Origin of the sequence: Clostridium sp. C8 (genome assembly GCF_001010885.1) — a bacterium.
Lineage (GTDB): Bacteria > Bacillota > Clostridia > Clostridiales > Clostridiaceae > Clostridium > Clostridium sartagoforme.
On record NZ_LBMX01000012.1, the window covers coordinates 227977 to 243028 of the forward strand.

A 15052-nucleotide genomic window follows, 5' to 3' on the forward strand; every position below is an offset into this window, starting at 1 on the left:
AGATGAGGGAGTGAGAGATTATGAAAAAATACATTATAGCTTTAGACCAAGGTACGACTAGTTCAAGATCAATTGTATTTGATAAGGAACAAAATATTTTAGGTATTAGCCAAAAGGAATTTACACAAATATATCCTAAAGAAGGATGGGTAGAACATGATCCATTAGAAATTTGGGCTACTCAATATGGTGTTCTTCAAGAAGTTATTGCTAAGACAAATATTAGCCAAGATGAAGTAGCAGCAATAGGTATAACAAATCAAAGGGAAACTACAATAGTATGGGACAAGAATACAGGAAACCCTGTATATAATGCAATAGTTTGGCAATGTAGAAGAACTGCAGATATTTGTGATGCTTTAAAAGCTAAAGGGTTAGAGGGATATATAAAAGAAAATACTGGATTAGTTGTTGATGCATATTTTTCAGGAACTAAGATTAAGTGGATATTAGATAATGTAGAGGGTGCAAGAGAAAAGGCAGAAAGAGGAGAATTATTATTTGGTACTGTAGATACATGGCTTGTATGGAAGCTAACTAACGGAAAAGTTCACGTTACAGACTATACAAATGCTTCTAGAACAATGCTTTATAATATAAAAGAATTAAGATGGGACGATAAGATTTTAGAAGAATTAAATATTCCAAAATCAATGTTACCAGAAGTAAGAAATTCATCAGAAGTTTATGGATATACTAACCTTGGTGGTAAGAGTGATATAATGGTTCCTATAGCTGGAATAGCTGGAGATCAGCAATCAGCATTATTTGGACAAACATGCTTTGAAAAGGGAGAAGCTAAAAATACTTATGGAACTGGATGTTTCTTATTAATGAATACAGGAGAAGAAATGGTTGAAAGTAAAAATGGACTTTTAACTACTATTGCAATTGGACTAGATGGAAAGGTTCAATATGCTTTAGAAGGTTCCGTTTTCGTTGGTGGAGCAGTAGTTCAATGGCTTAGAGATGAATTAAAACTAGTTAATGATTCAGCTGATACTGAATATTTTGCTACTAAGGTTGACGACAATGGAGGAGTTTATATAGTACCGGCTTTTGTTGGACTAGGAGCACCACATTGGGATATGTATGCAAGAGGAGCTATATTTGGTTTAACTAGAGGAGCAAATAGAAACCATTTAATTAGAGCTGCTTTAGAATCTATAGCATATCAAACTAAGGATCTTATAGATGCTATGAAGGAAGATGTAGGAACTGAACTTAAGGGAATAAAAGTAGATGGAGGAGCAAGTAGAAATAAATTCTTAATGCAATTCCAAGCAGATATAGTAGGTACAAATGTAATTAGACCTATAATATCAGAAACTACTGCTTTAGGAGCTGCATGCTTAGCAGGTCTTGCTGTAGGATTCTGGAAGGATAAAGAAGAAATTAAGAAGTTCTGGCATATGTCAGATGAATTTGAGCCACAGTTAGATGCTGATAAAGTTAATAAGTATTATCATGGATGGCAAAAAGCTGTTAAGAGATCATTAAAGTGGGAAGAAGAATAAGATAAAAATAGGGTTGCGAAAGCAACCCTTTTTTAATGAAGAATGTAGAATTAAGGAAAAAACTCCTTTCGGAGTTTATAAAATATTGATAATGGAGAAATTTGTTTTTGAATTTATATTTTCAATGGTCTTCTCAGAAATGGTCAATAGATTTATAATTAGAGCATATTAACCGATATGGTCAATGGAGGCTGTTATGAATATTAAATTCTTTAATTTACCAATAGATAAACAGCAAAAGATATTAAATGCTGCCTATAAAGTTTTTTCAGAAAACAATTATAAAAAGGCTTCAATGTCTGAAATTGCAAATGAGGGTGGAATATCAAAGTCATTACTGTTTCATTATTTTACCAATAAAAAAGAATTATATATGTATTTATGGAATCACTCTATAGAAATAACAAGGGAAGCTACTTCAAAATATAGTGTCTTAGATACGGAGGATTTTTTTGAAATGTTATATAGGGCATTATCGGCTAAGTGTTCACTTATGAAAAAATATCCTCACATATATGCATTTTCCCTTAATGCCTATTATGAGCAGTTAGCAGATATTGCGGACTCCATTCAGAAAAGTTTTGCAGATGCAACTTTGGATAGTGAAATTAAAGTATTTGAAAAAATAGATACTTCTGTTTTTCGTTCAGATATAGACTTAAAACTTATGTATAAAGAGATAATGTACTCTGTTGATGGATTTATGCTTAATAAGTATCGTTCTCAAAATATAGTTGTTGATGAAATTGAAAAGGAAATGAAATTACTAATAGAATTTTGGAAAAAAGTATATATGCACAATGAACAAGAGAAATAAAAGATAAAAAGTATTTTACCAATAGTGATAATCCCAATAAGGTTAATTTTGAAATTACAAGGTTTATTTATGAAAGGATAGGCTGATTAATATGATAATAAAAGAATATGGAAATGAAAACAAAGAAACTATAATGCTACTTTATGGTGGTGGATTGTCATGGTGGAATTATAAATATGAAATTGAATATTTAAAAAACAATTTTCATATTATTATTCCAATTTTAGATGGACATTCAGGAAGTGATGCAGAATTTATATCTATTGAAGAAAATGCAAGTCGGATAATTGAATATATTGATGAACATTGTAGTGGACATATTCTAATGATGGGAGGGCTTTCTTTGGGTGGACAAATACTTATTGAAATATTATCTCAGAAAAGTGATATTTGTGACTATGCCATTATAGAAAGTGCTTTAACAATACCAATGAAAGTTACTAATAAAATGGTGGATTTTTCTTTTTCTATGTTCTATGGTCTAATTTCAAAAAAGTGGTTTTCAAAGTTGCAATTCAATTCTTTAAAAATTAGAAAAGATTTGTTTAATGAATACTATTATGATAGTTGTAATATTAATAAGGAAAGTCTAATTGCTTTTATGAAAGCTAATACTAAGTATGAGATTAAAAGTACTCTTAAAAATACTTCTGCCAAAGTACTAATATTAGTTGGTGGAAAAGAAAGAGCAATAATGAAAGCTTCAGCTAGAAAAACACAAGAGATAATTAAAGGAAGTAAATTAGAAATATTAGATGGGTATTATCATGGGGAACTAAGCATCAATCACCCAGAGCAATATGTAGAGAAATTAGAAAATCTTATTTTCACCACATCCATCTTAGGCGAATAGAAATATATTAGTCTCATAATTAATATATTATTGGGGTTTCATTTTTTATATTAATAGTTATTTTAAACCAGTACTTAAATTGCCCCCTAACAACTAGTTGTTGTTAGAGTTAATTATTAAAGGAAATTAGAATTTATCTAAACAGTTATTTCAATTTGATTATCTTCAATACCAATAATGCAGCTTTCATAATAGCCATCTCCAGTAGTTCTTGGACCACTTATAACTTCATAACCATCACTTTTTAATTTAGAAGTTAATTCATTAACCTTTTCCATACTACCTACACTAAAAGCAATGTGAATATATCCAGTACGAGTTAAAGTTTTTTCTCCATTTTCCATTTGTGGTTTATTCATTATCTCTAATCTAGCACCATCATCAAAGGTTAAAAAATAAGACCTAAAATTAGTGTTTTTATTATGATAACAATCATTTGAAGTTGCCCCAAAATACTTAATAAAAAAGTCCTTTGCTTTTTCTAAGTCCTCTACATACATTGCAATATGTTCTATCTTCATAAATACCTCCATAAATTGAATTTATTTGTTATTTAATTATAGCATCCTTTTTAAACATTTAATCATGAATGTAGAATTAAGGAGTAAATTCCTAAATATATGGATAATTTTCATAATTCCGAATGAAATGAGGAATTATTACCTTTAGTATATAAGGAGATAGATATTATATTCTGGCGACTTGGAGCTTGCGACGGAGCAAAGAATATAATATCTATCCCTTTTTTTGTTCTATAAAAGAAATAAGAAAATAAATATAGTAGTAAGAAATTAAATATAGTTTATGGGGGAATAATGAAACTTAAGTTTGACTTTAATTTTTTATTACTTGAATTTAGGGATTTATATTATATTTTAGAAAAAATAAGAAAAGAGACTGATTTAAAGGTAATATGCTCAAGGCTAATTAAGGTATTTAAGGAAATAATTATAACAATCCACTTAAATAATAAATTATTTTATAATAGTGAAAATTCACTTGTAGAAAATATCGAATATTTATCTAGAAAAGATATAATTCCATATGAGCTTATGAAATATATAATAAATTATTTAGAAAATTTATATTATATAAGAGATATATTGAATGATGACAATGTGGATATATCAAAAAAATTAGAGTATAAGGATTTATTAAAGGATGAAAAAGTAATTTATAGAGTATGCGTATGGCTTGTAATAAACTGCGGTGAGGAGGATTATTCTCTTTTCTATGATAAGCTAAGTGAAGCTGAAAAAAATGTTTTTAATGAATATTTAAATTATGATGAAAGAGATGAAAATAATTATTCCACAGATTTGTTAAATTCTATAAATGGAATTGAGTACCAAAAGGAAATTGAAGAAGATGAAGAAGATGATGAAATAAATTCAGCAGAAGAATATTTACTAGCAGGAGAATTATATTATTTAGGTAAGAATGTTGAGAAAGACTATTGCAAAGCTAAGGAATACTTTGAAAAAGCAGCAGAAGAAGGTAGCGAATATGCAGAAAGTTATTTAGGACTTTTTTATGAAAAAGGGTATGGCGGAGAAAAGGATATAGAACAGGCTTTATATTGGTATAAGAAGGCTGCCTTAAAAGGAAATTCATTCTCACAATATTCTCTGGGATATATGTATTTTGCAGGAGAAGAAGTAGAAAGGAATTTAGAATATTCTTTTAAGTGGTACAAAGAAGCAGCAGAAAGTGGTTTTGCTCCAGCACAATATGCACTGTCTTATCTTTATAAGAATGGGGAAGGCTGTGAGCAAAGTAATTTCAAAGCATATTATTGGTTAGAGGAATCAGCGGAAAACGATTTTGAAGATGCTTATTATATTTTAGGACAATCCTATCTAGAAGGTAATAATATAGAAACTAATTATAAAAAAGCATTTTTTTATTTGTCTAAGGGAGCAGAAAAAAATGATATTAGTTGCTTAGAAAGTCTAGGGGACATGTATTATTGGGGATTATATGTAGATGAAGATAAGGAAAAAGCATTTTCATTATATGATAAAAGTATAGAAGAAGGTAATACAAGTCTTTACTATAAAGTTGGAAAATTATATGAAGAAGAAAATAAATTTGAAATGGCATTATTAAATTATTTAAAAGGACATAATAATGGAGATTTGAAGTCTACTCAAAGACTTGGAATAATGTATTACAATGGAGAAATAGTTGAAATAGATAAAAGAAAAGCATTAACTTATATGAAGTTAGCTACAGAAAGTGAAGATCCACACTCACTTTATGTTATAGGTATAGCATATCTAAAGGATGACAGAAAAAAAGGAATAAAATATTTAAAATTGGCTTATGATAAAGGTTCTTATAATGCAGCAGAGGCTCTTGCAAGCGAATACTTACTAGATTTAGTAAATGAAAAGAAAATAAATGAAGATGAATTGTTAGAATATATAACTACAGCTAAAGAACATGAAATGGTAGAAGCAATATATTACTATGGATTACTTCATGTTTATGGAGCATGTGTAGAAAAAAACAATGAAAAAGCCTTTAAATACTTTTTAGAAGCAGCTGAAAAGGGATCTGAAAAGGCAATGATAAAGCTTGGGCATTGGTACAAACATGGAATATTCGTTAAAGCAAATTCAAGAGAAGCAATAGAATGGTATAAAAATGCAGCAGAAAATTATAATACAGAAGCTTTATTAAATATAATAGAGATTCATGAAAAAGGAATAGGAATAGATAAAAATTATAAAAAAGCTTTAGAGGGAGCATATCTTTTAAAGGAAATTAATATTGTTGAAGGAAACTTGAAATTAGCATATTATTATTTAAAGGGAATAGGTGTACAGGCATCTAAAGAAGAGGCCGGTAAATATATAGAAGAATTATTGATATTAGATGAAGGAAAAGCTTTCAATTTTTTAGGAGAGCTAGCAGAAGAAAATTTGTTTGATAAAAAAGAAGAGGATGCAGTAGAGTATTATTTAAAGGCTATTTCCCTAGGTGAAACTAAAGCATATTCAAATTTAGAATATTATTTATATAAAAGAGGAAGAAGCATAGATGAGTTTGAAAATTTAGAGAAAACTATAGAAAAAATAAATTATAAACTTGATAGAGGAAAGAGTATTTTCATAGAGGGAAAAAATAAAATAGAGCAAGGTAAAAGAGATAATAACTACAGTTTAATAAAAGAAGGAATTAAGCAGTTAAAGAAAAGTGTACATTTAGGATTCTATGATGCTATAAAAGATATAATAGATTATTATGAAAATGAGGAAAAAACTAAAAGTAACTTAATTGAATTGTTTAAATATAAGCAAAAGTCAGTTTATTATGGAATAAGCAATTAAAGAGAATGAAGAGACTTTATCAGAATTTTAATATAAATTCTGATAAAGTCTCTTATATATCTTATAAAAAGGAATTTCATGAAGTTTTCATAAGATACTTAGAAATTTTAATAAAATATTGATTATTAATTTATTATGTTAAGCATATGTAGCATTAATGCCAATATATAATTATATGATTCTAAAAAATATATAATGATAAAAAATATAATAATTATGTATTTAAAAAATATTTATTGAAGAAATTTAAAAATTAACAATATAATTATCTTAATAAAATAAAATTTCAAAAAATTAAAAAAATATTGAAATAAAAAAATATTAGTGTATAATAGAATTATAGTTAAGGTAAAATAATACAACTTAAATGTAAAACGATATCAGGAGGTAATAATTATGGCAGAAGATATGGAAGTAATAATATTTGAAATTATTAGTCAAGGTGGTACAGCAAAAGGATTAGCTTATGAAGCTTTAGCAGCGGCAGAAGATGGAGACTTTGATAAGGCAGAAGAGTTATTAAAAGAAGCAGATGTATGCTTAGGAGAAGCACATAAGATACAAACTAGTATAATCCAAGCAGAAGCAAGAGGCGAAAAAACAGAAGTATCAGTATTATTTGTACATGCTCAAGATCATTTAATGACAGCAATTGAAGCCAAAACTTTAATTGAACACATTATAAAGTTACACAAAAAAATTGCAGATAAATAATAATTTGAAATTTATAGTTAAAGGAGGTATTTAAACTTATGGGAAGAAAATCTGTTGTTAGTGATTTAAAAGCCAAAAGAACAGATTATAATATACCAACCTTTGGATATAAAAGTGCTTTAGTAATATTATTAGGAGCTATAACTGGAACCATAATATTACCAATGATTTTAAGTACTTTAGGTGTAAGTACAAATTTTAGTATATTGCTAGGAAATACATTTATAACAAGTTTTGCTATTACTTATTCAAGATATTTTATAGAAACTAAAAAGGGATATTGTAAAGCTTTTTGGATGAACTATGCATTTTTTGCATTTTCTTTTGGAATTATATCATATTTATGGAAATACTTAAATTTCTTCATATAACTTAAGGCTTATGAAACATAATTTCATAAAATTTAAAAAAACATGAAAGAAAATATTGAATAATTTTTGAAAACGATTTATAATAAAGACAAAGAATTCATATTATAAAAATTATTCTAATAATTAGAAAAATTAAAAAATTGGAGGTATTATTTATGAAAGTTTTATTTGTATGCTCACAAGGAATGTCAAGTGCCATAGCAGTAAATGCGCTAAAGAAAGAAGCAGAAAAAAATGGTGTATCAATGGAAGTAAAAGCTGTAAGTACACAAGAATTTGAAGAAGAAGTTAAAGAAGGTTATGACGTAGCAATGGTGGCACCACAAGTTAGACATCGTTTTGATTATTTAAAAGAATATGCAGATGCAGCTAATGTTCCATGTGCATTAATACAGCCTCAAGCTTATAGCCCATTAGGTGGACCAAAGCTATTAAAACAAGTTAAAGATCTTGTAGAAGCTAAATAGTTTTATACAAGCTTTAAATAAATTTACTTTTCATTTTATTTTATTTATTATAAGGGGGAATCAGTTTATGAACAATTTTGCTGAATTTTTAGATAAGAAATTATCTACGCCAATGGCAAAATTAGCAGAGCAACGTCATTTGCGTGCTGTGCGTGATGGTATTATAGCTACATTACCATTAATCATTGTTGGATCATTTTTCTTAATAATCGCAAACCCACCACTTCCAGAAGCATGGGGAATTACTAAAACATTAAAGGCTAATGCCGCAACAATAGTACTTCCTTTTAGAATGACAATGTATATTATGACAATTTATGCTTGTTGGGGAATAGGATATAGTTTAGCTAGATCTTATAAACTTGACGGAGTTACTGGAGGTACATTATCAGCAGCAGCATTTTTCTTAACACTTGTACCAAAGAGTGCAGCAGCATTAGCTCCAGAGTTAATGGAAATAGTTAAGGGAAATCCAGATCTTTTAAAATGGTATCAAGGAGTACCTCAAGGATTCCAAATGCCTATGGCAAACATGGGTGGAGGCGGAATGTTCGTTGGTATTATAGTATCAATACTTGCAGTTGAAATATTTAGATTTACAAATAAAAGTGGATTTAAAATTTCAATGCCAGAACAAGTTCCACCATCAGTTGCAAGAAGTTTTGAAGCGCTAACACCAGCAGCAATTATAGTTTTATTAATAGGCTCAATAACTTACTATGCAAAATTTGATTGGCATGGATTTGTTGGAAAGCTAGTTGCACCATTAGTATCAGCTTCTGATACATTACCAAGTGTTTGGATATTAGTACTATTAGTTACATTCTTCTGGTCATTTGGTATCCACGGTGTGTCAATAGTTGGATCTATTGCAAGACCATTATGGTTAGTTTTATTAGAACAAAATTCAACTGCAGCAGCAGCTGGACAAACTTTACCAGCAATAGCAGCAGAACCTTTCTTCCAATGGTTTATATGGATTGGAGGATCAGGATGTACAATAGGATTAGTTATATGTTTAGCGATATTTGCTAAATCAAGTTATGCTAAACAACTAGGAAGAGTTGCTTTAGTTCCAGGTATATTTAATATTAATGAGCCAATTATATTTGGTGCACCAGTAGTTTTAAACCCAACATTAATAATACCATTTATAATTACTCCATTAGTAACAGGAACATTAGCATGGATTGCTACATCTGTAGGATTAGTATCTAGAGTTATAGTAACAGCACCTTGGACATTACCAGGACCAATTGGAGCATTTATAGCAACAAATGACTGGAGAGCGGCAGTACTAAATGTAGTTTGTATAATAATTTCAGTAGTAATTTATTATCCATTTGTTAAAATGTATGATAAGAAGTTATTACAAGAAGAACAAGGCGAAGCTATAGCTGAATAAAATAAGAATCATTAGAGTGGTGAAGAAATTCACCACTTTATTTTAAAAAAATTTAGAGGTGAACAATATGGGAAAGTTAGGAATATCAATTTACTCAGAAAAAACAACAGAGGAAGCAATATATAAATATATAGATACAGCTAGTGAATATGGATTTAGTAGAATATTTTCCTGTTTACTTTCAGTAAATGATACTAAAGAAAATATAAAAAATAAATTTAAAAAAATAAATGAATATGCAAAATTGAAGGGCTTTGAAATTATAGTAGATGTAAGTCCAAGAGTTTTTGACGAATTAGGAATAAGCTATAAAGATTTAAGCTTCTTTAAAGAAATTGGAGCAGATGGACTTAGGTTAGATATGGGATTCACTGGTTCAGAAGAATCATTAATGACTTTTAATGATGAAAATCTTAAAATTGAAATCAATATGAGTAATAATACTAATTATATAGATACAATAATTGATTATATGCCTAATAAAGATAATTTAATTGCTTGTCATAACTTCTATCCACATAGATATAGCGGTTTAAATTTTGAACATTTCATGAAATGTACAGAAAGATTTAATAAGCATGGATTAAGAACAGCTGCGTTTATAACAAGTCAAAATGAAGGAACATTTGGTCCTTGGCCAGTTACAGATGGGCTTCCTACATTAGAACTTCATCGTAACTTACCAATAGAAGTTCAAGCAAAGCATTTAATAGCTTTAGGTAATATAAATGACATAATAATATCAAATTGTTATCCTACAGAAGAAGAAATGAAAAAGCTAGGTACTATGAGAAAAGATATGGTAACCTTCGATGTTTATCTTGAAGAGTCTACCCCAGAAATAGAAAGAAAAATATTATTTGAAGAAAAGCACTTTAATCGTGGAGACTTTTCAGATAATTTAATTAGATCAACACAAAGCAGAGTTAAGTATAAAGGACATAAGTTTGAACTATTTAATGCACCAGAAATAATAAAAAGAGGTGATATAGTAATAGAGAGCAGTGAATATGGTCATTATGCTGGCGAACTTCAAATTGCATTAAGTGATATGAAGAATAGTGGAAAATCTAATGTTGTAGGACATATTAAAGAAGATGAAATATTTATTTTAGATTATATAAAACCATGGCAAAAATTCAACTTCAACTTAATCAAGTAATTGGAGGTTAATTTATGTATTTTTTAGGGATAGATGGTGGCGGTACTAAAACATGCTTCACATTAATAAATGAAAATGGAAAAGTTATTAATAGAGTTATAAAGGGAACTTGTCATCCAGCTCAAATAGGATTTACTAATCTAGAGATATTATTAACAGAAGGATTAGAAGAAATAATAAAGTCTAGTAATATTTCTAAAGAAGAAATTACAAAAAGTTATTTAGGATTAGCTGGCTATGGAATAGTAAAAGAAATTGCAGAAGGAATAGCACAGGTTGTTTCTAGAGTATTTAGTAAAATGGATTATATCTTAAATAATGATGTAAGAGTTGCAATAGCAGGTGCATTAGCAGGCGAGGATGGTATTAATGTTGTCGCTGGTACAGGTTCAATAGCATTAGCATTAAAAGATGAAAAAGTCTTAAGATGTGGTGGATGGGGCTACTCTATAGGTGATGAAGCTTCAGCATATTGGATAGGTAAAAAAGCATTAGCTTTATTTAGCAAACAAAGTGATGGAAGATTAGAAAAAGCACCATTATATGAAATATTTAAAAAGGAACTTGGATTAAAGACAGATTTTGAAATAGTTTCTTATGTAAATGAAAAATTAAAAGGTGATAGAGGTGAAATAGCAAAGCTTGCTAAATTATGCTCTGATGCTGCAAAATCAGGAGATGAGGGTGCAATAGCAATATTTAATGAAGCTGCTATAGAACTTTCACAAATGATAAGAACATTAGCAAAAAATTATGATAAAAATGTAGTAAAAGTATCATATACAGGCGGAGTATTCAAAAGTGGAGATTTAATTCTAAAACCATTAAGAGAAAACTTAAAAGGATGCAATATTGAGTTAGTAGAGCCACAGTTAGATCCAGATTTGGGTGCATGTTTGCTTGCATATATTAATTCAGGAAATAAGATTACTAAAGAAATCATAATAAAAATGAAAGAATGAGAAATTCAAAAAAATAATTTAGGTAATCTGAATTATAGGAAAAAATGAAGAAGTTATGTAAATAAAAAGAGAAATTCTTCCGAATTTCTCTTTTTATTTTTTAAAATTTCAAGGCATTTATTTCTTAATTCTTTCACTGAAATTTCAAATATTTATTTAAAATGAATTTTCATTTTCCATTATTAATTACATAAAATCATAATCAACAGTGATTACACAATTGTATTGTGGATGTTCTTTTTTTATAGATGTCTTTATATCAGCTATCATTTTTTCTTGTTTTTTCTTATTTCCTGATTCTGAAGCTTCTAAGACTATATCAAATATCAAGTTTTTAATATCGCCTTCACCAACTATTCTAAAATCATGCATTGATTTTATTTCAGGATATTTTCTAAGAATTTTTTCAACGTAATCCCAAGTTTCTTTTATTTCATCTGTAAGAACACAAATTGGATCCATATGAATTACTAAATGTAAATTTAAATCCGCAGATATCTCTCGCTCAGCTTTATCTATTACGTTATGAATTTCCATTATATCTACATCAGCTGGAATTTCAGCATGTAATGAAGCTATAATTCTTCCAGGACCGTAGTTATGAACTATTAAATCATGAACTCCTGATATAAGTGGATAAGCTAATATTTTTTCACATAGTTCATTTACAAGTTCAGGATCTGGTGCTTCTCCAAGTAAGGGATTTAAAGTTTCTCTTACTAATCCAAAGCCAGCATATAAAATCGCTAGTGCCACAAATATACCAATATATCCATCTATAGGAAGACTTGTGAATTTAGCAAATAAAAATGAGATTACAACTGTACTGGAAGTAAAAACATCACCTAAAGCATCTGTAGCAGCTGCTTTTAATGCAGAAGAATTAATTTTGTTTCCTATAAATCTATTAAAGGTTGAAAGCCATACTTTAAATCCAATTGAAATTAAAAGCAAGATAAATGGTATCAATTCAAAAGTTATAACTTCGGGATTCATAATTCTTTCAATAGAGGATTTAACAAATTGTACACCAACAAGCATTACCATGAAAGCAACTAAAAGCGCTGATAAATATTCTATTCTACCATGTCCAAATGGATGCTCCGCATCAGCAGGCTTGTTTGACATTTTGAAACCAATAATAGTAATTATAGATGAAGCAGCATCAGATAAATTATTAAAGGCATCTGCAGAAATCGCAATTGATCCAACTAGCATACCAACTGAAAATTTTATTACAAACAAAATAAAATTAATTATAATTCCAATAACTCCACCTAAAGTACCATAAGAATTACGTACCTTTGGATTTTTTGTATCTTCATTATTTTTAACAAATGACTTAACTAAAAAATTAGAAATCACAGTATCACTCCTATCTATATAATATTTTCCCAAGTAGTTATTTATATATTCAAACTTTTTTAGGAAACAGGTATAATAAGTAACAGGGAACAGGGAACAGGGAACAGGTAACAGGTAAACAGGTAACAGGTAACAAATAAAATATATAATTATTGATGTAATGTTCTTCGAGTTACTAAAAATAAATTAACTTTATATTCTTAAATTTAAAATATAAAACAGATTCATATTATTATATTTTAAATTTAACCTATTATTAATTGAAATATATAAGAATTATTATATACTAAAATTTACTAATTTCAATTACAATAAAATTTAAAAGAAGTTAAAGTTAAGTAGATTTAAGATATAAAAAAGGTATATTAAAATTTACTAAGTTCAATTATAATAAAAGTTATAAATAGATTTATTTTGCGAAACAATTTATATAGTTTACAGCACACAATTCACAGTTCACAGTTCTGGGAATAAAGTAACAGGTAATAAGTAACAGGTAACAGGGAACAGGGAACAGGTAATAGGTAACATGGAACAGGGAACAGCGAACAATTCAGCTTTGCTGAATTAAGAAATTGTTATATCAACAATTTAAGAGTTGATATAACTTAAAATTCAGAAACTACGAAGTAGTTTTATCATAAACTGTGAACTGTGCCTTGTGAACTGTGCACTAGAAATTTTGCTTCGCAAAATTTTACAAACTGGAGGTAAACAAATGGAAAGAGAATTAGCATTAGATTTAGTAGACTTTTTATATAAGAGTCCAACAGCATATCACTCAGTTGAAACTATAAAAGAAAGATTAGATTTAAATGGTTTTAGTGAAGTAAAAGAAAGTGAAAAATGGAACTTACAAAAAGAGGGTAAGTATTATGTTATAAAAAATGATTCAGCACTTATTGCATTCATTATTGGGAATGGAGATGTTGAAGAAGATGGATTTAAATTAATAGGAGCACATACTGATTCACCAGGATTTAGAGTAAAAGCAAATCCAGAAATGGTTTCAGAAGGAAAGTATTTAAAGTTAAATACTGAAGTTTATGGCGGCCCTATACTTTATACTTGGTTTGATAGACCTTTAGGTTTAGCAGGAAAAGTAACATTAAAAGGACAATCATCTTTAAAGCCAGAAGTAAAGCTTGTTAATATTAATAAGCCGCTTCTTATAATACCAAGTGTTGCTATTCATATGAATAGAACAGTAAATGAAGGGTTTAATATAAATAAACAAAAAGATACATTACCTTTATTAAGCCTTATAAATGATAAGTTTGAGAAAGATGGATTCTTAGTTAATGTCTTAGCTGATGAATTAAAAGTTGATGCAAATGAAATATTAGGATTTGATTTAGGATTATATGAAGTAGAAAAGGGAGCTTTAATAGGATTAAATGAAGAGTTTATATCAGCTGGTAGATTAGATGATATGTGGATGGTTTATACAGGAATTCAAGCTTTAATAGATAGTAAAGTAAACAAATCAACTAAGGTTATGGTTTGTATGGATAATGAAGAAATAGGAAGTCTTACAGCTCAAGGAGCAAACTCAGCATTATTATTAAATATTTTAGAAAGAATAACTTTATCATTAGGAAAAGATAGAGAAGGAATGCATAGAGCATTAGCAAATTCAATAATGATTTCAGCTGATTTAGCTCATGCAGTACATCCAAATGCCGAAGAAAAACATGACCCAACAAATAGACCAGTTTTAGGTGAAGGACCAGTATTAAAGACTGCTGCTTCAGGAAGCTATAGTACAGATAGTTATAATGCAGCTATTTTTGAAGGACTTTGCAAAAAAGCAGAAGTTCCATATCAAAAATTCTTTAACAGATCAGATGTTAGAGGAGGAACAACTATAGGCCCTATAACATCATCATTATTAACAATTCCTGTTATGGATATGGGTGCACCTTTACTTTCAATGCACTCAATAAGAGAATTAGCATCAGTAAAAGATAATTCCTATACTATAAAGTTATTTACTGAATTCTATAATTCTTAATATATATGACTTAGATTTAAATATTAGTAATTAAATACAAACAATTACTCAAGGAGCTGTCGCATTAGTG

13 protein-coding genes are annotated in these 15052 nt (G+C 28.6%); 11 read left to right on the forward strand and 2 right to left on the reverse strand.

Features of this window, described 5'->3' with window-relative positions:
* The first annotated feature begins 20 nt into the window (after window positions 1-20).
* The 3 genes from glpK to AAT22_RS02705 all read left to right on the forward strand — a co-directional run bounded on the left by glpK (window position 21) and on the right by AAT22_RS02705 (window position 3187).
* Window positions 21-1517 (forward strand): glycerol kinase GlpK, encoded by a 1497-nt coding sequence (gene glpK, locus AAT22_RS02695; protein WP_047000166.1) that lies wholly within the window; start codon window positions 21-23, stop codon window positions 1515-1517.
* Between the two features lie 196 nt (window positions 1518-1713).
* Complete coding sequence (locus AAT22_RS02700; protein WP_047000167.1) at window positions 1714-2334, forward strand: TetR/AcrR family transcriptional regulator; 621 nt, start codon at window positions 1714-1716, stop codon at window positions 2332-2334.
* A gap of 91 nt (window positions 2335-2425) precedes the next feature.
* A complete protein-coding gene (locus tag AAT22_RS02705) occupies window positions 2426-3187 on the forward strand; it encodes an alpha/beta hydrolase (protein WP_016205677.1) in 762 nt (253 codons plus the stop codon).
* A gap of 137 nt (window positions 3188-3324) precedes the next feature.
* Here the strand turns inward: AAT22_RS02705 and AAT22_RS02710 are convergent, their stop codons facing one another.
* Entirely contained in the window at window positions 3325-3708 is a 384-nt protein-coding gene (locus AAT22_RS02710; RefSeq protein ID WP_016205676.1) for a VOC family protein, read from the reverse strand.
* 294 nt (window positions 3709-4002) lie between these two features.
* Here AAT22_RS02710 and AAT22_RS02715 point away from each other — a divergent pair, with 294 nt between their 5' ends.
* The 7 genes from AAT22_RS02715 (at window position 4003) to AAT22_RS02745 (ending at window position 11603) form a co-directional block, all read left to right on the forward strand.
* Entirely contained in the window at window positions 4003-6522 is a 2520-nt protein-coding gene (locus tag AAT22_RS02715) for a tetratricopeptide repeat protein (RefSeq protein WP_047000168.1), read from the forward strand.
* Between the two features lie 396 nt (window positions 6523-6918).
* Complete coding sequence (locus tag AAT22_RS02720; RefSeq protein ID WP_047000169.1) at window positions 6919-7236, forward strand: PTS lactose/cellobiose transporter subunit IIA; 318 nt, start codon at window positions 6919-6921, stop codon at window positions 7234-7236.
* Between the two features lie 38 nt (window positions 7237-7274).
* Window positions 7275-7607, forward strand: a complete 333-nt coding sequence (locus tag AAT22_RS02725) for a hypothetical protein (RefSeq protein ID WP_047000170.1) — start codon at window positions 7275-7277, stop codon at window positions 7605-7607.
* A gap of 155 nt (window positions 7608-7762) precedes the next feature.
* Window positions 7763-8074 (forward strand): PTS sugar transporter subunit IIB, encoded by a 312-nt coding sequence (locus tag AAT22_RS02730; protein WP_047000171.1) that lies wholly within the window; start codon window positions 7763-7765, stop codon window positions 8072-8074.
* Between the two features lie 67 nt (window positions 8075-8141).
* Window positions 8142-9479, forward strand: a complete 1338-nt coding sequence (locus AAT22_RS02735) for a PTS sugar transporter subunit IIC (RefSeq protein ID WP_047000172.1) — start codon at window positions 8142-8144, stop codon at window positions 9477-9479.
* Window positions 9480-9546: 67 nt separating this feature from the next.
* Window positions 9547-10641: a MupG family TIM beta-alpha barrel fold protein gene (locus tag AAT22_RS02740; RefSeq protein WP_047000173.1), complete on the forward strand. Its 1095-nt coding sequence runs from the start codon at window positions 9547-9549 to the stop codon at window positions 10639-10641.
* Window positions 10642-10655: 14 nt separating this feature from the next.
* The gene (locus tag AAT22_RS02745) at window positions 10656-11603 is read left to right on the forward strand and encodes a BadF/BadG/BcrA/BcrD ATPase family protein (RefSeq protein ID WP_047000174.1); all 948 of its coding nucleotides are present in this window, start codon (window positions 10656-10658) and stop codon (window positions 11601-11603) included.
* A 186-nt stretch (window positions 11604-11789) separates the two neighbouring features.
* Here AAT22_RS02745 and AAT22_RS02750 read toward each other — a convergent pair whose 3' ends face one another.
* Complete coding sequence (locus tag AAT22_RS02750; protein ID WP_047000175.1) at window positions 11790-12968, reverse strand: cation diffusion facilitator family transporter; 1179 nt, start codon at window positions 12966-12968, stop codon at window positions 11790-11792.
* 718 nt (window positions 12969-13686) lie between these two features.
* On the opposite strand from AAT22_RS02750, the gene AAT22_RS02755 reads away from it, so the two are divergent.
* Entirely contained in the window at window positions 13687-14982 is a 1296-nt protein-coding gene (locus AAT22_RS02755; RefSeq protein ID WP_016205670.1) for a M18 family aminopeptidase, read from the forward strand.
* The last annotated feature ends 70 nt before the right edge of the window (window positions 14983-15052 follow it).

Bases quoted from the DNA above. Each gene is read 5' to 3' on its own strand.
- glpK (WP_047000166.1), top strand. From the start codon at position 21: ATGAAAAAATACATTATAGCTTTAGACCAAGGTACGACTAGTTCAAGA.
- AAT22_RS02700 (WP_047000167.1), top strand. From the start codon at position 1,714: ATGAATATTAAATTCTTTAATTTACCAATAGATAAACAGCAAAAGATA.
- AAT22_RS02705 (WP_016205677.1), top strand. From the start codon at position 2,426: ATGATAATAAAAGAATATGGAAATGAAAACAAAGAAACTATAATGCTA.
- AAT22_RS02710 (WP_016205676.1), bottom strand. From the start codon at position 3,708: ATGAAGATAGAACATATTGCAATGTATGTAGAGGACTTAGAAAAAGCA.
- AAT22_RS02715 (WP_047000168.1), top strand. From the start codon at position 4,003: ATGAAACTTAAGTTTGACTTTAATTTTTTATTACTTGAATTTAGGGAT.
- AAT22_RS02720 (WP_047000169.1), top strand. From the start codon at position 6,919: ATGGCAGAAGATATGGAAGTAATAATATTTGAAATTATTAGTCAAGGT.
- AAT22_RS02725 (WP_047000170.1), top strand. From the start codon at position 7,275: ATGGGAAGAAAATCTGTTGTTAGTGATTTAAAAGCCAAAAGAACAGAT.
- AAT22_RS02730 (WP_047000171.1), top strand. From the start codon at position 7,763: ATGAAAGTTTTATTTGTATGCTCACAAGGAATGTCAAGTGCCATAGCA.
- AAT22_RS02735 (WP_047000172.1), top strand. From the start codon at position 8,142: ATGAACAATTTTGCTGAATTTTTAGATAAGAAATTATCTACGCCAATG.
- AAT22_RS02740 (WP_047000173.1), top strand. From the start codon at position 9,547: ATGGGAAAGTTAGGAATATCAATTTACTCAGAAAAAACAACAGAGGAA.
- AAT22_RS02745 (WP_047000174.1), top strand. From the start codon at position 10,656: ATGTATTTTTTAGGGATAGATGGTGGCGGTACTAAAACATGCTTCACA.
- AAT22_RS02755 (WP_016205670.1), top strand. From the start codon at position 13,687: ATGGAAAGAGAATTAGCATTAGATTTAGTAGACTTTTTATATAAGAGT.